This window comes from Pseudomonas sp. Irchel s3f19 (assembly GCF_900187555.1).
Taxonomy (GTDB): domain Bacteria; phylum Pseudomonadota; class Gammaproteobacteria; order Pseudomonadales; family Pseudomonadaceae; genus Aquipseudomonas; species Aquipseudomonas capeferrum.
In genome coordinates this window covers 90,049-108,260 of record NZ_FYDW01000005.1, presented here as the reverse complement: position 1 = coordinate 108,260, position 18,212 = coordinate 90,049, and the positions used below count along the sequence as shown (strand labels likewise).

The 18,212-nt window shown below is 63.9% G+C and carries 18 protein-coding genes; 9 read left to right on the top strand and 9 right to left on the bottom strand.

The window, feature by feature from the left end:
• Positions 1-142 precede the first annotated feature (142 nt).
• The 3 genes from hpaR (CKW22_RS14410) to CKW22_RS14400 all read left to right on the top strand — a co-directional run bounded on the left by hpaR (CKW22_RS14410) (position 143) and on the right by CKW22_RS14400 (position 2,957).
• Entirely contained in the window at positions 143-565 is a 423-nt protein-coding gene (gene hpaR, locus CKW22_RS14410) for a homoprotocatechuate degradation operon regulator HpaR (RefSeq protein WP_033696906.1), read from the top strand.
• 202 nt (positions 566-767) lie between these two features.
• Positions 768-1,937: a p-hydroxyphenylacetate 3-hydroxylase oxygenase component gene (locus tag CKW22_RS14405; RefSeq protein WP_033696908.1), complete on the top strand. Its 1,170-nt coding sequence runs from the start codon at positions 768-770 to the stop codon at positions 1,935-1,937.
• A gap of 75 nt (positions 1,938-2,012) precedes the next feature.
• Positions 2,013-2,957 (top strand): p-hydroxyphenylacetate 3-hydroxylase reductase component, encoded by a 945-nt coding sequence (locus CKW22_RS14400; RefSeq protein WP_047581950.1) that lies wholly within the window; start codon positions 2,013-2,015, stop codon positions 2,955-2,957.
• 131 nt (positions 2,958-3,088) lie between these two features.
• Here CKW22_RS14400 and hpaI read toward each other — a convergent pair whose 3' ends face one another.
• The 8 genes from hpaI to CKW22_RS14360 all read right to left on the bottom strand — a co-directional run bounded on the left by hpaI (position 3,089) and on the right by CKW22_RS14360 (position 10,445).
• Complete coding sequence (gene hpaI / locus CKW22_RS14395) at positions 3,089-3,892, bottom strand: 4-hydroxy-2-oxoheptanedioate aldolase (protein ID WP_047581952.1); 804 nt, start codon at positions 3,890-3,892, stop codon at positions 3,089-3,091.
• A 10-nt stretch (positions 3,893-3,902) separates the two neighbouring features.
• Positions 3,903-4,706, bottom strand: coding sequence for a 2-oxo-hept-4-ene-1,7-dioate hydratase (hpaH, locus tag CKW22_RS14390; RefSeq protein ID WP_033696913.1), 804 nt, complete (start codon positions 4,704-4,706; stop codon positions 3,903-3,905).
• Between the two features lie 17 nt (positions 4,707-4,723).
• The gene (locus tag CKW22_RS14385; protein WP_095064270.1) at positions 4,724-6,031 is read right to left on the bottom strand and encodes an MFS transporter; all 1,308 of its coding nucleotides are present in this window, start codon (positions 6,029-6,031) and stop codon (positions 4,724-4,726) included.
• Between the two features lie 49 nt (positions 6,032-6,080).
• The gene (locus tag CKW22_RS14380; RefSeq protein ID WP_033696918.1) at positions 6,081-6,491 is read right to left on the bottom strand and encodes a 5-carboxymethyl-2-hydroxymuconate Delta-isomerase; all 411 of its coding nucleotides are present in this window, start codon (positions 6,489-6,491) and stop codon (positions 6,081-6,083) included.
• 59 nt (positions 6,492-6,550) lie between these two features.
• Positions 6,551-7,474, bottom strand: a complete 924-nt coding sequence (gene hpaD, locus CKW22_RS14375) for a 3,4-dihydroxyphenylacetate 2,3-dioxygenase (RefSeq protein ID WP_033696920.1) — start codon at positions 7,472-7,474, stop codon at positions 6,551-6,553.
• Between the two features lie 69 nt (positions 7,475-7,543).
• A complete protein-coding gene (gene hpaE, locus CKW22_RS14370; protein WP_095064269.1) occupies positions 7,544-9,004 on the bottom strand; it encodes a 5-carboxymethyl-2-hydroxymuconate semialdehyde dehydrogenase in 1,461 nt (486 codons plus the stop codon).
• The gene (locus CKW22_RS14365) at positions 9,001-9,774 is read right to left on the bottom strand and encodes a fumarylacetoacetate hydrolase family protein (RefSeq protein WP_047581955.1); all 774 of its coding nucleotides are present in this window, start codon (positions 9,772-9,774) and stop codon (positions 9,001-9,003) included. Before CKW22_RS14365 ends, hpaE begins: the two co-directional genes overlap by 4 nt.
• An 11-nt stretch (positions 9,775-9,785) precedes the next feature.
• Complete coding sequence (locus CKW22_RS14360) at positions 9,786-10,445, bottom strand: fumarylacetoacetate hydrolase family protein (RefSeq protein WP_033696928.1); 660 nt, start codon at positions 10,443-10,445, stop codon at positions 9,786-9,788.
• A 172-nt stretch (positions 10,446-10,617) separates the two neighbouring features.
• On the opposite strand from CKW22_RS14360, the gene hpaA reads away from it, so the two are divergent.
• Together hpaA and hpaR (CKW22_RS14350) are read left to right on the top strand one after the other, a co-directional pair.
• Entirely contained in the window at positions 10,618-11,523 is a 906-nt protein-coding gene (hpaA, locus tag CKW22_RS14355; RefSeq protein ID WP_033696929.1) for a 4-hydroxyphenylacetate catabolism regulatory protein HpaA, read from the top strand.
• 175 nt (positions 11,524-11,698) lie between these two features.
• On the top strand, positions 11,699-12,121 hold the full coding sequence (gene hpaR, locus CKW22_RS14350) for a homoprotocatechuate degradation operon regulator HpaR (RefSeq protein WP_033696931.1): 423 nt from the start codon (positions 11,699-11,701) through the stop codon (positions 12,119-12,121).
• 57 nt (positions 12,122-12,178) lie between these two features.
• Here the strand turns inward: hpaR (CKW22_RS14350) and CKW22_RS14345 are convergent, their stop codons facing one another.
• Positions 12,179-13,267, bottom strand: a complete 1,089-nt coding sequence (locus CKW22_RS14345) for an asparaginase (RefSeq protein ID WP_033696933.1) — start codon at positions 13,265-13,267, stop codon at positions 12,179-12,181.
• Between the two features lie 392 nt (positions 13,268-13,659).
• Here CKW22_RS14345 and CKW22_RS14340 point away from each other — a divergent pair, with 392 nt between their 5' ends.
• Genes CKW22_RS14340 through CKW22_RS14325 form a run of 4 tightly spaced genes read left to right on the top strand, consistent with a single transcriptional unit; the run spans position 13,660 to position 18,210 of the window.
• Positions 13,660-14,616, top strand: coding sequence for a sugar ABC transporter substrate-binding protein (locus CKW22_RS14340; protein ID WP_047581957.1), 957 nt, complete (start codon positions 13,660-13,662; stop codon positions 14,614-14,616).
• A gap of 21 nt (positions 14,617-14,637) precedes the next feature.
• On the top strand, positions 14,638-16,191 hold the full coding sequence (locus CKW22_RS14335) for a sugar ABC transporter ATP-binding protein (RefSeq protein WP_095064268.1): 1,554 nt from the start codon (positions 14,638-14,640) through the stop codon (positions 16,189-16,191).
• Positions 16,188-17,183: an ABC transporter permease gene (locus tag CKW22_RS14330; RefSeq protein ID WP_033696936.1), complete on the top strand. Its 996-nt coding sequence runs from the start codon at positions 16,188-16,190 to the stop codon at positions 17,181-17,183. The genes CKW22_RS14335 and CKW22_RS14330 overlap by 4 nt, the downstream gene beginning before the upstream one ends.
• Before the next feature lie 4 nt (positions 17,184-17,187).
• Positions 17,188-18,210, top strand: a complete 1,023-nt coding sequence (locus CKW22_RS14325) for a LacI family DNA-binding transcriptional regulator (RefSeq protein ID WP_033696937.1) — start codon at positions 17,188-17,190, stop codon at positions 18,208-18,210.
• The last annotated feature ends 2 nt before the right edge of the window (positions 18,211-18,212 follow it).

Genomic DNA, 18,212 nt, shown 5'->3' with positions numbered 1-18,212 from the left:
GTCTTGTCCTTGCCTGCCCCCCGAGTGTAACCAGCCTGCCAGCGTGGCGTACGGGCCCGTCATCGGCAGATTGGTTAATGTATTAATGAGCCTGCGATGGCATACTGGCCTGCTCGCCACTTTCCATGATGCTCGGGCACGCATGACCACACCAAGACCCTCTTTGACCCTGACCCTGCTACAGGCGCGTGAAGCCACGATGGCGTTCTTTCGACCGGCATTGAATGCCCATGACCTGACCGAACAGCAATGGCGGGTCATTCGCATTCTGCGCCAGCAAGGCGAGCTGGAAAGCCATCAGCTTGCCGAGCTTGCCTGCATCCTCAAGCCCAGCATGAGTGGCGTGCTCAAGCGGCTCGAACGCGACGGGGTGGTTGCACGGCGAAAGTCGCCGGAAGACCAGCGGCGGGTGTTCATCACGCTGACCGACAAGGGGCAGCAGGCGTTTCTGGCCATGAGCGAAGAAATGGCCCGCAACTACGACAGGATCCTCAGCCAGTTCGGCGAGGCAAAACTCGAGCAACTGATGCAACTGCTCAACGAGATGAAAAAGATCAAACCGTGATACGCCAACGGCCTTGTTTCATCGGCTGATGGCGCCATGGAAAGTACAATTTTCCCGCCGTAACGTGCATTCCGAGGTTTGGCCTTACCTCACATACTGAACGTGTCATTGCAGACTTTCCGGCTGTTCCTTCGCACCCAAACGCCCGCAACGACGGGCTTGGCGCAGCCGCTGTCGACTATCCAATAACAAGAGACCGTTCATGAAAAAGCCAAACTCCCTGCTGGAAGACCTCACGTCGATCTTGCCGACGATTGCCGCCAATGCTGTGCGCGCGGAGCAGGATCGCAGTGTTCCGGCAGAGAATATCGCGCTGCTCAAAAGCATCGGCATGCATCGCGCCTTCTTGCCAAAGCATTACGGCGGCATGGAGATTTCGCTGCCGCAGTTTGCCCAGTGCATCGCCACGCTGGCAGGCGCCTGCGCCAGCACCGCCTGGGCCATGAGCCTGCTGTGCACCCACAGCCACCAGATGGCGATGTTCTCGCCCAAGCTGCAGCAGGAGGTGTGGCAAGCCAACCCGGATGCAACGGCCAGCAGCAGCATCGCGCCCTTTGGCCGTACCGAAGAGGTCGAAGGCGGCGTGACCTTCAGCGGTGAAATGGGCTGGAGCTCCGGTTGCGACCATGCCGAGTGGGCGATCATGGGGTTCCGCCGGCAGAATGCAGAGGGCACCCAGGACTACTGCTTCGCCATTCTGCCGCGCAGCGATTATGAAATCCGTGATGACTGGTATGCCGTCGGCATGCGTGGCAGCGGCAGCAAGACCTTGATCGTGCGTGACGCCTTCGTGCCGGAGCACCGCATCCAGAAGGCCAAGGACATGATGGAGGGCAAGTCGGCAGGCTTTGGCCTGTACCCGGACAGCAAGATCTTCTTCGCCCCGTACCGCCCCTATTTTGCCAGTGGTTTCTCCACCGTCAGCCTTGGTGTCGCCGAGCGCATGCTGGCGGTGTTCCGCGAGAAAACCCGCAACCGCGTGCGCGCCTACACCGGTGCTGCGGTGGGCGCGGCAACGCCGGCACTCATGCGCCTGGCCGAGTCCACGCATCAAGTCGCCGCCGCACGGGCCCTGCTGGAAAAAAGCTGGGAAGAGATCGCCGAACACAGCGAGCGCCACCAATACCCGACACGCGCCACCCTGGCATTCTGGCGCACCAACCAGGGCTATGCCGTGAAGATGTGCATCCAGGCGGTAGACCGGCTGATGGAAGCGGCCGGTGGCGGCGCCTGGTTCGAAAGCAACGAGATGCAGCGCCTGTTCCGCGATGCGCACCTGACCGGTGCCCATGCCTACACCGATTACGACGTGTGCGCGCAAATCCTCGGCCGCGAGCTGATGGGCCTGGAGCCTGACCCGGCGATGGTCTGAGCCGCCGGCTGGCCGATCCCCCTCACAAATACAACAACGAACAGGGCAGGCTCTTGGTCTGCCCGGGAGTCTTGCATGTCCAATGAAACCGCAACTGCCGCTGGCTTCGATAGCCGTGCCTTCCGCCGCGCGCTGGGCAACTTCGCCACCGGCGTGACCGTTGTCACTGCCGCCGCCCCCGGCGGGCGCACGGTCGGCGTCACCGCCAACAGCTTCAACTCGGTATCGCTGGAGCCGGCGTTGATCTTGTGGAGCATCGACAAACGCTCCACCAGCCACGAGGTGTTCGAGCAAGCGTCGCACTTTGCCGTGAACATTCTGGCGGCGGACCAGATAGAGCTTTCCAACAACTTCGCACGGCCCCGGGACGACCGTTTTGCCGGTGTCGAATGCGAGCAAGGGGCGGGCGGCGCACCGCTGCTGGCCGACTGCTCGGCGCGTTTTCAGTGTGAGAAGTTTCAGCAACTGGACGGTGGTGACCACTGGATACTGATCGGCAAGGTGGTGGCGTTCGATGACTTCGGCCGCTCGCCGTTGCTGTACCACCAGGGGGCCTACTCGATGGTGCTGCCCCATACCCGCATGACCCAGCGTGCCGAGGGCCAGGCGCCGAGCAGCCACTTCCAGGGCCGCCTGCAGCACAACCTGTACTACCTGATGACCCAGGCGTTGCGGGCCTACCAGGGTGACTATCAGCCACGCCAACTGAGCACCGGCCTGCGTACCAGCGAAGCGCGGATGCTGATGGTGCTGGAGAACGATGCCGGGCTAGGCCTGAACGACCTGCAGCGTGAAGTGGCGATGCCGGCCCGGGAAATCGAGGAAGCGGTCGCCAACCTCAAGCGCAAGGGGTTGATTGCTAATGAGGAGGGCCGTGTGCGGCTTTCGGTCAAAGGTGTGGACGAGACCGAGATGCTCTGGACCATTGCCAGGGAGCAACAGGACAAGGTGTTTGGGCAGTTCAGCGATGAGCAGATGGACACCTTCAAGACGGTGTTGAGGGCGATCATCCAGGGGTAGGGCATTGCAGGCTGGGGCCGCGTTGCGGCCCTTTCGCGACGCAAGGCCGCTCCTACAGGCACAGCGCATGGCTCTGATGGTAGGAGCGGCCTTGCGTCGCGAAAGGGGCGCAAAGCGCCCCCCAAAGGTTGTCAGTAAACGCCGCCCCCATCACCGACCGCAGCCGCCCCCCCCTTGAACGCCCCCGCCAACGCCGTGAGCCCACGCATCAGCACCGTGGTATCCACCCCCACCGCCACAAACGCCGCGCCCAACGCCATGTAGCGCCGTGCCAGCGTCTGGTCCGCGCTGAGAATCCCCGCCGCCTTGCCCGCCTGGCCGATACGCACGATCGCGTCCTCGATGGCCGCTTGCACTTCAGGATGCCCAGGGTTACCCCGATGGCCCATGGCGGCGCTCAGGTCGGCCGGGCCGATGAACACGCCATCGACACCCTCGACCGCCACGATCTCATCCAGGTTGGCCAGCCCTTCCATGTTCTCGATCTGCACCAGCAAACACATTTGCGCATCAGCCTGGTCGAGGTAGCCGGGGATGCTGTTCCAGCGTGACGCCCGCGCCAGCGCGCTGCCCACCCCGCGTATGCCCTTGGGCGGGTAATGCATGGCCTGCACCAGCTGGCGCGCCTGCGCGGCGCTTTCCACCATCGGCACCAGCAAAGTCTGCGCGCCGATATCCAGCACTTGCTTGATCAGCGCGGTATCGCCAATCACCGGGCGGATCACCGCCTGGCTGGCGTAAGGCGCCACCGCCTGCAACTGCGCGAGCATGCTGCGCAGGTCGTTGGGTGCGTGCTCACCGTCGATCAACAGCCAGTCGAAGCCGGCGTTGGCGGCAAGCTCCGCGCAGTATGCATCGGCCAGGCCGAGCCACAGGCCGATCTGCGCCTCGCCACTGCGCAGGCGTTGTTTGAAACGGTTGACGGGCATGTCCATGGGCAAGTCCTCAGACGAAACGGCAGGCAATCGAGCCGAGTTGGTCGTAGTCGACGTGGAAGGTGTCGCCCGGCCGTGCGGCCACCGGGCGCGTGAAGGAGCCGCCCAGGATGATCTGCCCCGGCTGCAGCGTGACGTCATACGCGGCCAGCTTGTTGGCCAGCCAGGCGACGCCCTTGGCCGGGTGGTTGAGCACCGCAGCGCTGACCCCGGACTCCTCGATCACACCGTTGCGGTACAGCACGGCTGGCACCTTGCGCAGGTCGATCTCGGTGGGGCGCACGGCGCGCCCGCCCATCACCACGCCCGCATTGGCGGCGTTGTCGGAAATGGTGTCGAACACCTTGCGTGTGGCCTGGGTCTGCGGGTCGACCTGCTGGATACGGGCGTCGATGATCTCAAGCGCAGGGATCACCCACTCGGTGGCGTCCAGTACATCGAACACCGTGACATTCGGGCCCTTGAGCGGCTTGCCGAGAATGAAGGCCAGCTCCACTTCGACGCGCGGCACGATGAACCGCTCGAAGGGGATGTCGGTGCCTTCATCGAACAGCATGTCGTCCAGCAGGGCGCCGTAGTCAGGCTCGGTGATGTTCGACGACACCTGCATGGCGCGTGAGGTCAGGCCGATCTTGTGGCCGACCAGCTTGCGCCCGGCCGCGATCTTCTTGGCGACCCAGGCGCGCTGGATGGCGTAGGCATCTTCGATAGTGATAGCGGGTTGGTCGAGCGAGAACTGGCGCACCTGTTCGCGCGTGCGCTCGGCCTGGTCGAGGCGCTCGGCCGCCTGTTGGATGAAAGCGTTATCAAGCATGGTCAGAGTCTCTGCGTTCAAGGGTTGACGATGGCGGCGCGGGTGCGCAGCACCAGCAGGCCGCCGAGGGTGATGAAAGTGGCGAGCACATACAGCGCAAGGCTGGCGCTTTGCGTGGTGTCGCGGACCCAGCCGATGAAGTACGGTGTGGCGAACGAGGCGATGCTGCCCAGCGAGCTGATCAGGGCAATGCCAGCCGCCTGGGTGCGGTCATTGAGAAACGCCGGGGGCAGTTGCCAGAACATCGGCAGGGCGGCGCTCGCACCCATGCCTGCCAGTACCAGGCCGGCCAATACCGGCAGCGGCTGAGAGGGCGCAAGGGCGGCGATCGCGATACCGGCAGCGGCCATCAACAGCGGGATGGACAAGTGCCAGCGGCGCTCGCGGTGGCGGTCGGACGAGCGCCCGCAGGCCAGCATGAACACGCAGCCGGCCAGGTACGGCACGGCGCTGAGCAGGCCGACACTGGCGTCGCTGGCGATGCCGGCGGTGTGGATCAGGCTGGGCATCCAGAATGCCAAGGTGTTCACCGCCAGCATCACCGCGCTGTACACCGCCACCAGCAACCACAGCGCAGGGCTGACGAGGATGCCGGCGAACGAGGTAACCGGCTTGCGCTGTTCTTCCTGACCGAACTGAGCGCGCAGGGCGGCTTTTTGCTGCGCGTCGAGCCAGTTCACCTGCTCGAAGCGTTCCGGCAGGGTGGCCAGCACCACCAGGCCAAGCAGGATGACCGGTGCGCCTTCGAGCAGGAACATCCACTGCCAGCCACGCAGGCCCGCAGCGTCATGCATGAACGCCAGAATACCGCCAGACAGCGGCCCGCCGACCACCCCCGCCAGCGGCACGGCGATGGCGAACAGCGCGGTGATCTGCGCCCGGCGGCCGGCCGGGTACCAACGGTTGAGGTACACCAGAATGCCTGGGAAGAACCCGGCTTCGGCCGCGCCCAGGGCGAAGCGCAGCAGGTAGAACGCGCTGCTGCTCTCGATCAGCAGCATGCAGGTCGACAGCGCGCCCCACACCACCATCAGGCTGGCGATCCAGCGCCGTGGGCCGAAGCGTTCGAGCATCAGGTTGCTGGGCACGGCGAACAGCGCGTAGGCAATGAAAAACAGCCCGGCGCCCAGCCCGTAGACCGTGTCGGACAGGTGCAGGTCCTGGCTCATCTGCATCTTGGCGAAGCCGATGTTGATGCGGTCCAGGTGGGCGAACAGGTAACACACCAGCAGCAGCGGCATCAGCCGCCAGGTGATGGCCCGGTGTGTACTGTCGATGAGTGTGGCTTGCGCCGTGCTGCGCGAGGCGTGCTCCAGTGTGCTCATATTCTTGTACTTGTAGTGGATGAGACGTTGAGAGGGGCTGGCCGTGGCTTCAGGCCGGCGTGTTGAACAGCGGGTGCAGGGTGCTGTGCTTGGCGTCGTAGACCTGCGCGGTGCTCTCGTCGATCTGCACGGTGATGCCGATCGGGCGTTGCTGCAGCAGCCCGTCCAGGTGTTGTTTGAGCACTTGCAGCAGGCTGTCGCCCACCGTTTTGTGAACCTCGGCAGCGCGGCCGCTGCCCATCCGCAGGTTGGCGTACAGGAAGCCATAGTCGCCGTTGCCATCGGCTACCGCGCAGTGGGCGGCGGGGTAGGCCAGCACGCGCGTACCGCCGGTGGGGAATACCGCCTTGCCGGCGGCATCGCGCTGTTCAAGCATGGTGTCGGCCAGGGCGCGGCACAGGGCCGGGATGTCGGCGTCGGCTTCCAGGTCGGGGGTGTAGAGCAGAACCAGGTGTGGCATGAAGGGCATCCTCAGGGCAGGAATGCCTGGCCGCCGGGCAGGGCGGCCAGGCAGCGGGGTCACAGGCGGCTGGTGGAAAGCACAGCGGCCGGGTTGGCGGCCTGTGCGGCGGGAATGGCCGAACCATCCTGGGGGGTGACCGGGAAGATCGCGTTGATCTGGCCGGTGCCCGACGAGCCGAAGTAGGGCGTTACCACGTCGGCCTTGCCGTCGTACTTCGACCAGCCCAATGCGCCGAGCAGCATCGCGGTGTCATGCATGAACCCTTCGCCGTGGCCCTTGGCAGCGTATTCGGGGAGCATGCCGCAGAAGTCCTCCCATTCGGCGTTTTCCCACATCTTCACCACGCGGTGGTCCAGGGTTTCCAGGAATGGGCTCCACACCTTGGTGGCGAAGTCCGGCGCCTGGCCGTTCTGCGCGAAGCGGTGGGACAGCGAACCGCTGGCCAGGAACGCCACGGTGCCGTCGTAGTGGTCTTCCACGGCCTTGCGCATGGCCCAGCCGAGGCGCGCACTGTCGGCCAGGTAGTGGGAGGTGCACAGCGCCGAGACCGAGACCACCTTGAAGTGCTGGTCCTGGTTCATGTAGCGCATCGGTACCAGGGTGCCGTACTCCGGGCCCAGGGTGGTGGCGTGGTGGGCCATGGTCTCGACGTTGAAGCGGTTGCACGCTTCGGCCAGGATCAGCCCCAGGTCCTTGTTGCCCGGGAACTCGTACGCCATGTTGCTGATGAAGTGCGGCAGTTCATTGGAGGTGTAGACCCCCTTGAAGTGCTCACCACAGAGGATGTGGTAGTTGGCATTGACCAGCCAGTGGGTGTCGAACACCACAATCGTGTCGACCCCCAGCTCACGGCAGCGTCGGCTGATCTCGTAGTGCCCGTCGATGGCGGCTTGCCGAAAGCCCTGACGCGGGCCAGGCAGCTCGGACAGGTACATGCTGGGCACGTGAGTGATTTTGGCTGCGAGCGCCACTTTACCCATGATCAGACTCCTTATTCTTGTAAGTCCCGCAGCGCCGGGGCGGGTTTGCTCGGCGCTGCAGGAGGATGATCACACGCCCCAGCGCGGGATGTGGTGGCTGCCCATGGAAATGCACACGTTCTTGATCTCGGCGAACACTTCGAAGCTGTATTGCCCGCCTTCGCGACCGGTGCCGGAGCCTTTCACACCACCGAACGGTTGGCGCAGGTCACGTACGTTCTGGCTGTTGATGAACACCATGCCGGCTTCGATGCCGCGCGCCAGGCGGTGGGCCTTGCCGATGTCCTGGGTCCAGATGTAGGAGGCCAGGCCGTACTCGGTGTCGTTGGCCAGCTGCAGCGCTTGGGCCTCGTCCTTGAACGGGATCAGGCACACCACCGGGCCGAAGATTTCTTCCTGGGCGATGCGCATGCTGTTGTTCACGTCGGCGAACACGGTCGGCTGGATGAACTGCCCCTTGGCCAGGTGCGCTGGCAGGTTGGCCGGGCGCTCCAGGCCGCCTGCGACCAGGCGTGCGCCTTCCTCGATACCGATGCGGATGTAGCCGGTGACCTTGTCGTAGTGCTGCTGGGTGATCATCGAGCCGACTTGGGTTTTCGGGTCGGTCGGGTCACCGACGATCAGGCGCTTGGCGCGGGCAGCGAACTCGGCCACGAACTGCGAGTACACGCTTTCCTGGATGAAGATGCGGCTGCCGGCGGTGCAGCGTTCGCCGTTCAGCGAGAAGATGGTGAACAAGGCCGCGTCCAGGGCGCGCTCTAGGTCGGCATCCTCGAAGATCAGCACCGGTGACTTGCCGCCCAGCTCCATCGAGTACTTCTTCAGGCCTGCGGTCTGCATGATCTTCTTGCCGGTGGCGGTGCCGCCGGTGAACGAAATCGCCCGCACGTCCGGGTGACGCACCAGCGCATCGCCGGCAGTGGCGCCATAGCCTTGGATCACGTTGAGCACACCGTTGGGGATGCCGGCTTCAACGGCCAGGCGGCCGAGTTCATTGGCGGTCAGCGGCGACAGCTCGCTCATCTTCAGCACCGCAGTGTTGCCCAGCGCCAGGCACGGTGCGGTCTTCCAGGTGGCGGTCATGAACGGCACGTTCCACGGCGACACCAGGGCGCAGACACCCACCGGCTGGTACAGGGTGTAGTTGAGCATCTGGTCGTCGACCGGGTAGCTGTGGCCGTCCATGCGCGTGCACACTTCGGCGAAGAAGTCGAAGTTGTGCGAGGCACGCGGGATCAGCACGTTCTTGGTCTGGTGGATCGGCAGGCCGGTATCGAGGGTTTCCAGCTCGGCCAGTTTCGGCACGTTCTGCTCGATCAGCTCACCCAGCTTGCGCATCAGGCGGGCGCGTTCCTTGGCTGGGGTGTTGGCCCATTTGGGGAAGGCTTCCTTGGCCGCAGCAACCGCCTGGGCCACTTCCTCGGCACCGCCGCTGGCGACTTCGCAGATGGCATCGCCGGTGGCCGGGTTGTAGTTGACGAAGGTGTCTTTGCTCTCGACCTCACGGCCGTTGATCCAGTGCTTGATCATGCTGCTGATGCCTTGTAGTTCTTGAAGAAGTCAGCTTCGCTGACGATACGGTTGACCAGGCGGCCGACGCCTTCTACCTCCACCACCACTTCATCGCCCGGCACCACGTCGGCCAGGCCCTCTGGGGTGCCGGTGGCGATCATGTCGCCAGGTTGCAGGGTCATGAAGCTGGAGAAGTATTCGATCAGGTAGGGGATGTCGAAGATCATGTCCGAGGTGCTGCCTTCCTGCTTCAGCTCGCCGTTGATCCAGGTGCGCAGTTTCAGGTTGCTTACATCCGGCACGTCGGCGGCGTCGACGATCCACGGGCCGACCGGGGTGGTGGCGTCGCGGTTCTTCACCCGTAGGTTGGGGCGGTAGTAGTTCTCCAGGTAGTCGCGGATGGCGTAGTCGTTGCAAACGGTGTAGCCGGCAACGTAGCCCAGGGCGTCCTCGCGCTTGACGTTCTTCGCCGCTTTACCGATGACCGCGACCAACTCGCACTCGTAGTGCATGTAGGCGACGTTGTCTGGGCGCCAGGTGACCTGCTTGTGGCCGGTGTAGGTGCCGGGTGACTTGATGAACGCCAATGGCTCGGTGGGCGGCGAGAAGGCAAGCTCGGCAGCGTGGTCGGCGTAGTTCAGGCCAAGGGCGAACATGCTGCCGGTGGCCGGCGGCAACCAGGTCACCTGGTCTTCATGCACCAGACGGCCATCGGCCAGACGCAGGTGCTCGTCTTCGACGGTGACGGTGTGGGCTTGGCCGTCGAACTGGATACGGGCGTGTTTCACAGGGTGAGTCCTCATTCGGCGACGATGTGGTTGGTGAGCTTGCCCAAGCCGTCGATCTCGACCTCGACGCGATCGCCCGGCTGCACATCGACGCGGCCTTCGGGGGTGCCGGTGATCAGGATGTCGCCTGCATGCAGGGTCATGAATTCGCTGAGTTCGGCGATCAACTGGGCCACTGTGCGCACGCAGTTGGCCGTGGTGTTGTGCTGGCGCAGTTCACCGTTGACCCACAGGCGCAGGCCGAGGGCGTCCGGGTTGGCGACCTGGGCCGCAGGCACCAGCTCGGGGCCGACCGGGCAGAAGCCATCGCGGCACTTGGCCTTGACCGCAGGGCGGTAGTAGCTGGTTTCAGGCAGGCTGATTTCGTTGACGATGGTGTAGCCCGCCACATAGGCGAGTGCGTCTTCGGCGCTGACCCGGCTGGCGTCCTTGCCGATCACCACGCCCAGCGCAGGGCCCGGTTGCAGGCGCTCGACACCGGCCGGGTACAGCACATTGCCCTCATGGTGATTGCGGGTGTTGGGCGTCTTGATGAACAGCACCGGCTTGACGGGCGGTTGTTTGTAGGGCGCTTCGTGAAACGCCGCTTCGTGCTGCTGCAGCAGACCCTGGTAGTTCAGCGCAACGCCGAACAGGGTGCCGGTCGCAACGTCATGCAGGGCATGGCTCATGCTTTTCTCCAGGCGGTGCAGGGCGATAGTCGCTCTGCCGAGATTGTTAACGTGTTAATGTTATAGTTAATATGTTAACGAAGGTCAACACATCCGTCAGTGGTATCTGCCGGGCAGCCGGGGCACCATGGGTGAACGTCAACACGGTCAAGCGATTTGCGGGTAAGCAGGCATGAGCGATCGGCATCCGATTCCGAACATCAACATCGGCCAGGTCTACGACCAGCGCTACAGTGACAGCGAGGTGCATTACGACCGGCTGGGTAACCTTGCCGGGTTCTTCGGGCGCAACATGCCCGTGCACCGTCACGACCGGTTTTTTCAGGTGCATTACGTGAAGTCCGGCACGGTGCGGGTGTACCTGGACGATCAGCAGTACATCGAGTCGGGGCCGATGTTTTTCCTGACGCCGCCGACGGTGGCGCACGCCTTCGTCACCGAGGCGGACAGCGACGGCCATGTGCTGACGGTGCGTCAGCAGCTGGTCTGGCAATTGATCGAAGCGGACGCCAGCCTGCTGCCGGCGGGGGTGCAGGTACAGCCTGCCTGCGTTGCCCTGGGCAACGTGCCGGCCGCGTACAAGGCCGAGGCGCGCCGGCTGGAGCGCTGGCTGGATGCGCTCAGCGATGAGTTTGCCAGCCCCCACCCGGGGCGCGAGGCGGCACTGCAGTCGCTGACCCGGCTGATCATGGTCAGCTTGCTGCGGCTGTGCCCCAACTCGCTGGAGTCGACGCCGGCCCGGCATGAAGACCTGAAAATTTTCCACCGCTTCAATGCGCTGATCGAGGCGCACTACCTTGAGCATTGGCCGCTGGCGCAGTACGCACAACAGATCGGCGTGACCGAAGCACGCCTTAACGATGTGTGCCGGCGTATTGCCGACTTGCCGTCCAAACGCCTGGTGCTTGAGCGGCTGATGCAGGAGGCCAAGCGCCTGCTGTTGTTTTCCGGCAGCACGGCAAACGAAATCTGCTACCAGCTGGGCTTCAAGGACCCGGCCTATTTCAGCCGGTTCTTCAACCGTTACGCCAAGCTCACGCCCGGCGAATACCGCCAGCGGCAAGCCCAGTTGCAGTGATATGGCCACGTCGGTACGCCCGGATCGGGTTGTGAGTGTTTGATCCGGATGGTCGCAGCTTGCCCCTTGGCCTTGAATGGGTTTTCCATGGAACAGATTGCACTTTCCAGGTGCCTTGTCCCTTTTCGCCTATGCCCCTAATCTTGCCCGTTGTACTCCTATCACAGGCGCCAACATGACCAAGACTCAACCCTCGCTGACGCTGAGCCTGCTGCAGGCCAGGGAGGCTGCGATGGCATTTTTCAGGCCATTGCTGAACGAACATGACCTGACCGAACAACAGTGGCGAGTCATCCGTATCCTCAGCCAGCAGGGCGAGCTGGAAAGCTACCAGCTTGCGCACCTGGCCTGCATTCTCAAGCCGAGCATGACCGGGGTATTGAGCCGCCTCGAACGCGACGGCCTGGTGCGCCGGCAAAAGGCCGCCCAGGACCAGCGGCGCATGTTCGTGAGCCTGACCGAACGTGGCGAGGCCTGCTTCGAGTCGATGCGCGAGGGTATGGAGGCCAACTACCGCAAGATCCAGCAGCAGTTCGGCGAAGACAAGCTGGAGCAACTGATGGGCTTGCTGAATGAGCTCAAGCGCGTTGCGCCGTAGGCTTGGCTGAAGGGAAGGGCCGGCGCAGGCAGCGCACCGGCCTTGCTGCTACAACACTCAGTATTCCCAGAAGATACGCTGCAGCTCTTTGCTGTCCTGGGTCTTGGTCATTGCCACCATGGCCAGGATGCGGGCTTTTTGCGGGTTGAGGTCGTGGGCCACGACCCAGTCGTTCTTGTCGTCAGGCTGCTCGGCGTTACGCAGCACGAAACCGCCTTGGTTGACGTGGGACGAACGGATGATCTGCACGCCGTTCTTGCGCAGCTCTTGCAGCGCCGGCACTACCCGCGACGACACTGAGCCATTGCCGGTACCGGCATGGATGATCGCCTTGGCGCCGTTCTGCGCCAGTGCCTTGTAGGCGGTGTCGGTCACGTTGCCGTAGCCGTAGGCGATGTCGACGGCAGGCAGGCTGCTGATCTGCTTGATGTCGAATTCCGAATTGACCGTGTGGCGCTTGGCCGGCAGGCGGAACCAGTAGGATTTGCCTTCCACCACCATGCCCATTGGGCCCCAGGCGCTCTTGAACGCTTCGGTCTTGATGTTGACCGACTTGCTGACATCGCGGCCGGACTGGATTTCATCGTTCATGGTCACCAGTACGCCTTTGCCGCGCGACTGCTTGTCGCTGGCCACGGCCACGGCGTTGTACAGGTTGAGCATGCCGTCTGCCGACATGGCGGTACCGGGGCGCATCGAGCCGACCACCACGATGGGCTTGTCGGTCTTCTCTACCAGGTTGAGGAAGTAGGCGGTCTCTTCCAGGGTGTCGGTACCGTGGGTGATGACGATCCCGTCGACGTCGTTGCTCTCGGCCAGTTCGGCGACGCGCTTGCCCAGTTTCAGCAGGTCTTCGTTGGTGATGCTCTCGGAGGCGATCTGCATCACCTGTTCGCCGCGCACATTGGCCAGGTCTGCCAGCTCCGGTACGCCGGCGATCAGCTTGTCGACGCCAAGCTTGGCGGCCTGGTAGGTGGCACTGTTGGCCGCGCTGGCGCCCGCACCGGCAATGGTGCCGCCGGTGGCGAGGATGACCACGTTGGCCAGTTTCTGTTGGGTTTCGGCTTCCTTGGCCGAAGCCGTGGTCGGCAGGATCAGCAGCAGAGCGAGTGCGCTGGGGGCGAAGGTTTTAAGTGCAGCATTCATAGTTATTGTTCTCTCTTCCTAATGAGGCGATTGCTGAAGTGCAACTAACGCTAGGCATGTTTCGTACCAGCCTAGATGCGGCTTGTGGCAGGAGCGGCCTTGCGTCGCGAAAGGGCCCCGGATTTATGCGTCGCTGCGGATATCCCGGGGCCGCTATGCGGCCCTTTCGCGACGCAAGGCCGCTCCTACAAACATCAGGTTTAATTCGGGAACCCGAACAAGCATAGGAAAACCTGTTCGGTTTTTCGGATAAATTCCGGATACTCTGCCCCAGGGCGTGACTCAGGCCCAGCCAGCGAAACGGATTTGACAAAACCAGGTCCTGTTTCCATAGTGAGTCAACGCAAACGTTTGCGATCCGATAAAAAACACAAGATTCGGAGTCATCGTCCATGAAACTGCCGTTCCCCGGTCGTCTGCTGGCCCTCGCTGTCGTCTCCACCCTGTCCCTGGCCTTGCCGCTGTCTGCGGCCCACGCCGAAGAAAAACCCAAAGTCGCCCTGGTGATGAAGTCCCTGGCCAACGAATTCTTCCGCACCATGGAAGACGGCGCCAAGGATTATCAAAAAGCCCACGCCAGTGATTTCGACCTGGTCGCCAACGGCATCAAGAACGAAACCGACACCGGCGAGCAGATCCGCATCGTCGAGAACATGGTCAATTCGGGGGTCAAGGCGCTGGTGATTGCGCCGGCGGACTCCAAGGCCCTGGTTTCTGCGGTTAAAAAAGCCATGGACAAAGGCGTGGTGGTGATCAACATCGACAACCGCCTTGACCCCGAGTTGCTCAAGAGCAAAGGCATCAGCGTGCCCTTCGTCGGCCCCGACAACCGCAAGGGCGCACGCATGGTCGGTGACTACCTGGCCCAGCAAAAGCTCAAGGCCGGTGACCAGGTTGGCATCATCGAAGGCGTGTCGACCACCACCAACGCCCAGCAGCGCACGGCAGGCTTCAAGGATGCCATGGACGCTGCGCAGATGAAGATCGTCGCGGTGCAGTCCGGCAACTGGGAAATCGACAAAGGCAGCGCCGTCGCCGCCGCCATGCTCAACGAATACCCCGAGCTCAAGGCCCTGCTGGCCGGTAACGACAGTATGGCCTTGGGCGCAGTGTCGGCGGTGCGTGCGGCAGGCAAGGCCGGCAAGGTACAAGTGGTCGGTTACGACAACATCAATGCCATTAAGCCGATGCTCGAGGATGGCCGCGTGCTCGCCACCCTCGACCAGGCCGCCAGCCAGCAGGCGGTGTTCGGTATCCAGGCGGCGCTGAAGATGATCAACGGCGAGAAGCCGGGCGTGGATGCCGACAACGTCATCCAGACCCCGGTCGAACTCATCACCCAGCCCTGATACCCGCCAGGAGAGAGGGCTATGCCTGCTACGGCAAATGAAGTGGTGCTCGCCGCCAGCGGGCTGGGCAAGACCTACGCCCAGCCCGTGCTCGGTGACGTCTGCCTGAGCCTGCGGGCCGGTGAAGTGCTGGCCCTGACGGGCGAGAACGGCGCCGGCAAGAGCACCTTGTCCAAGCTCATCAGTGGCCTGGAAGTGCCCACCACCGGGCACATGACCTACCGCGGCCAGGCCTACGCACCTGGCAGCCGCAGCGAGGCGGAGCGCCTCGGTGTGCGCATGGTCATGCAGGAACTCAACCTGCTGGCGACGTTGACCGTGGCCGAAAACCTGTTCCTCGACAACCTGCCCAGCCGCTTCGGCTGGATCAGCCACAAGCGCCTGCGCCAACTGGCCACGGCGGCCATGGCCCAGGTCGGCCTGGACGCCATCGACCCGGACACGCGAGTCGGCGAGCTGGGCATCGGCCATCAGCAGATGGTCGAGATCGCCCGTAACCTGATCGGCGATTGCCACGTGCTGATCTTCGACGAACCCACTGCCATGCTAACCGCCCGCGAGGTGGAGCTGTTGTTCACCCAGATCGAGCGCCTGCGCCAGCGCGGCGTGGCCATCGTCTATATCTCCCATCGCCTTGAAGAATTGCAGCGCGTGGCGCAGCGGATTGTGGTGCTGCGCGACGGCAAGCTGGTGTGCGACGAACCGATCCAGCGTTACAGCAGCGCCGAGTTGGTCAACCTGATGGTCGGCCGCGAGCTGGGCGAACACATCGATCTGGGCCGCCGCGAGATTGGCGCGCCCTTGCTGCAGGTCGATCGGCTCAGCCGCGGCGACAAGGTGCGCGACGTATCATTCCAGGTCAGGGCAGGGGAGATCTTCGGTATCTCCGGCCTGATCGGCGCCGGCCGCACCGAGCTGCTGCGCCTGATCTACGGTGCCGACCGCGCCGACAGCGGCAGCATCGCGCTGGGCCAGCCGCCACAGGCCGTGACGATCGACTCACCGAAGGCGGCGGTAAAAGCCGGCATCGCCCTGATTACCGAAGACCGCAAAGGCGAGGGCCTGCTGTTGACCCAGTCGATCAGCGCCAATATCGCCTTGGGCAACCTCGGCGCGGTATCGCGTGCCGGTGTGTTAGACGGCGCGGCAGAAAGGGCCCTGGCCGAGCGCCAGATTCAGGCCATGCGCATCCGCAGCGCCGGCCCGCACCAGGCCGTGGGTGAATTGTCGGGCGGCAACCAGCAAAAGGTGGTAATCGGCCGCTGGCTGGAGCGTGATTGCCAGGTGCTGCTGTTTGACGAGCCGACCCGAGGCATCGACGTCGGCGCCAAATTCGACATCTACGGCCTGCTGGCTGAGCTGGCGCGCCAGGGTAAGGCCCTGGTGGTGGTGTCCAGCGACCTGCGCGAACTGATGCTGATCTGCGACCGCATTGCCGTGCTGTCGGCCGGCCGCCTGATCGACACGTTCGAGCGTGACCACTGGAGCCAGGACCAGCTACTTGCCGCCGCCTTTGCCGGCTATCAGAAACGTGACGCACTGCTGCATGACGCAGCGCCCAGGACGGATGCATGAAAACCACCCCCCTCGACAGCCAAAGCGCCGCCCCCGTGCGCCGCACTGGCACGTATTTCGGCCTGGGCACCTACCTGGGCCTGGCCGGGGCCTTATTGGCGATGATCGTGCTGTTCTCGTTTCTCAGCAGCCACTTCTGGTCGTACGCCACCTTCAGCACCCTCGCCAATCAGATCCCCGACCTGATGGTACTGGCGGTCGGCATGACCTTCGTGCTGATCATCGGCGGCATCGACCTGTCGGTCGGCTCGGTGCTGGCGCTGGCGGCCTCCACGGTCAGCGTGGCCATTCTCGGCTGGGGCTGGGGCGTGCTGCCCTCGGCGTTGCTCGGCATGGCCGTGGCCGCCCTGGCTGGCAGCATCACCGGTGGCGTCACCGTGGCCTGGCGTATCCCGTCGTTCATTGTCTCGCTCGGCGTACTGGAGATGGCGCGCGGTCTGGCCTATCAGTTCACCGACTCGCGTACTGCCTATATCGGCGACGCCTACGCCTGGTTCTCCGACCCGGTCGCGTTCGGCATCTCGCCGGCCTTCATCATCGCCTTGCTGGTGATCGTGCTGGCGCACCTGGTGCTGACCCGTACGGTGTTCGGCCGCTACTTGATCGGTATCGGCACCAATGAAGAGGCCGTGCGCCTGGCCGGCATCGACCCGCGCCCCTACAAAGTGCTGGTGTTCGCCCTGATGGGCCTGCTAGCCGGCCTGGCAGCGCTGTTCCAGATCTCACGCCTGGAAGCCGCCGACCCCAACGCCGGGTCGGGCCTGGAGCTGCAGGTGATCGCCGCCGTGGTAATCGGTGGCACCAGCCTGATGGGCGGGCGCGGCTCGGTGATCAGTACCTTCTTTGGCGTGCTGATCATCTCGGTGCTGGCCGCAGGGCTTGCGCAGATCGGCGCGTCGGAACCCACCAAACGCATCATTACCGGGGCGGTGATCGTCATCGCCGTGGTGCTCGACACTTACCGTAGCCGGCGTGCAGGCCGGCGGAACTGAAAACATGGCAACCATTAAAGATGTCGCGGCACTGGCGGGTATTTCCTACACCACCGTGTCCCATGTACTGAACAAGACCCGCCCAGTCAGTGAACAGGTGCGCCTGAAGGTCGAGGCCGCCATCGTCGAACTCGACTACGTGCCCAGTGCCGTGGCGCGTTCGCTCAAGGCGCGCAGCACCGCCACCATCGGTTTGCTGGTGCCCAACAGCGTGAACCCGTATTTCGCCGAACTGGCACGAGGCATCGAAGACGCCTGCGAGCGTAACGGCTACTGCGTGATCCTGTGCAACTCCGACGACAACCCGCAAAAGCAGCGCAGCTACCTGCGTGTGCTGCTGGAGAAACGCATCGACGGCCTGGTGGTGGCGTCCGTGGGCGAGGACAGCGACCTGCTGCACAGCCTGGCCTGCGTGCGCACGCCGATGGTCATCGTCGACCGTGAGCTGGATGGCGTCGACGCCGACCTGGTACGCATCGACCACGAGCACGGCGCCTACCTCGCCACCCGGCACCTGCTTGAGCTTGGCCATCGCGACATCGCCTACATCGGCGGCCCGGCCGAAACCGGCGTCAGCCAACTGCGCCTGGCCGGTTTCCGTCGCGCCATGGGCGAGGCGGGCGCAGCGGTGGGGGCGAGCCGCGTGCTGCATTGCGACTTCACCAGCCCGGGCGGCCACGGGGCGGCGGCACAGTTGCTGGATGGCAATCGGCCCACGGCGATTTTTGCCGGCAACGACATGATCGGCTTTGGCGTGCTGCGCGCTGCGGCCGAGCGCAATATCAACGTACCGGGCGAGCTGTCGGTGATCGGCTTCGATGACATTGAGCTCAGCCGCTACGTGTACCCGCCGCTGACCACCGTGGGCCAGTCGATCCGCGAGCTGGGCGAAAGCGCTGCTGCATTGCTGCTTTCACGCATCGCCACGCCCCGGCAAGGCTCGGCGGAGCAACGCATCGTTGCCCCGCGCATCGTGCAGCGCGAGTCCACCGGGCCACGCCCGGACCTGTTCAATGATTACCGCTAAGG

What these genes read in the sequence shown, in the direction of transcription:
- hpaR (WP_033696906.1), top strand. Translation starts at nt 143, where the DNA reads ATGACCACACCAAGACCCTCTTTGACCCTGACCCTGCTACAGGCGCGT.
- CKW22_RS14405 (WP_033696908.1), top strand. Translation starts at nt 768, where the DNA reads ATGAAAAAGCCAAACTCCCTGCTGGAAGACCTCACGTCGATCTTGCCG.
- CKW22_RS14400 (WP_047581950.1), top strand. Translation starts at nt 2,013, where the DNA reads ATGTCCAATGAAACCGCAACTGCCGCTGGCTTCGATAGCCGTGCCTTC.
- hpaI (WP_047581952.1), bottom strand. Translation starts at nt 3,892, where the DNA reads ATGGACATGCCCGTCAACCGTTTCAAACAACGCCTGCGCAGTGGCGAG.
- hpaH (WP_033696913.1), bottom strand. Translation starts at nt 4,706, where the DNA reads ATGCTTGATAACGCTTTCATCCAACAGGCGGCCGAGCGCCTCGACCAG.
- CKW22_RS14385 (WP_095064270.1), bottom strand. Translation starts at nt 6,031, where the DNA reads ATGAGCACACTGGAGCACGCCTCGCGCAGCACGGCGCAAGCCACACTC.
- CKW22_RS14380 (WP_033696918.1), bottom strand. Translation starts at nt 6,491, where the DNA reads ATGCCACACCTGGTTCTGCTCTACACCCCCGACCTGGAAGCCGACGCC.
- hpaD (WP_033696920.1), bottom strand. Translation starts at nt 7,474, where the DNA reads ATGGGTAAAGTGGCGCTCGCAGCCAAAATCACTCACGTGCCCAGCATG.
- hpaE (WP_095064269.1), bottom strand. Translation starts at nt 9,004, where the DNA reads ATGATCAAGCACTGGATCAACGGCCGTGAGGTCGAGAGCAAAGACACC.
- CKW22_RS14360 (WP_033696928.1), bottom strand. Translation starts at nt 10,445, where the DNA reads ATGAGCCATGCCCTGCATGACGTTGCGACCGGCACCCTGTTCGGCGTT.
- hpaA (WP_033696929.1), top strand. Translation starts at nt 10,618, where the DNA reads ATGAGCGATCGGCATCCGATTCCGAACATCAACATCGGCCAGGTCTAC.
- hpaR (WP_033696931.1), top strand. Translation starts at nt 11,699, where the DNA reads ATGACCAAGACTCAACCCTCGCTGACGCTGAGCCTGCTGCAGGCCAGG.
- CKW22_RS14345 (WP_033696933.1), bottom strand. Translation starts at nt 13,267, where the DNA reads ATGAATGCTGCACTTAAAACCTTCGCCCCCAGCGCACTCGCTCTGCTG.
- CKW22_RS14340 (WP_047581957.1), top strand. Translation starts at nt 13,660, where the DNA reads ATGAAACTGCCGTTCCCCGGTCGTCTGCTGGCCCTCGCTGTCGTCTCC.
- CKW22_RS14335 (WP_095064268.1), top strand. Translation starts at nt 14,638, where the DNA reads ATGCCTGCTACGGCAAATGAAGTGGTGCTCGCCGCCAGCGGGCTGGGC.
- CKW22_RS14330 (WP_033696936.1), top strand. Translation starts at nt 16,188, where the DNA reads ATGAAAACCACCCCCCTCGACAGCCAAAGCGCCGCCCCCGTGCGCCGC.
- CKW22_RS14325 (WP_033696937.1), top strand. Translation starts at nt 17,188, where the DNA reads ATGGCAACCATTAAAGATGTCGCGGCACTGGCGGGTATTTCCTACACC.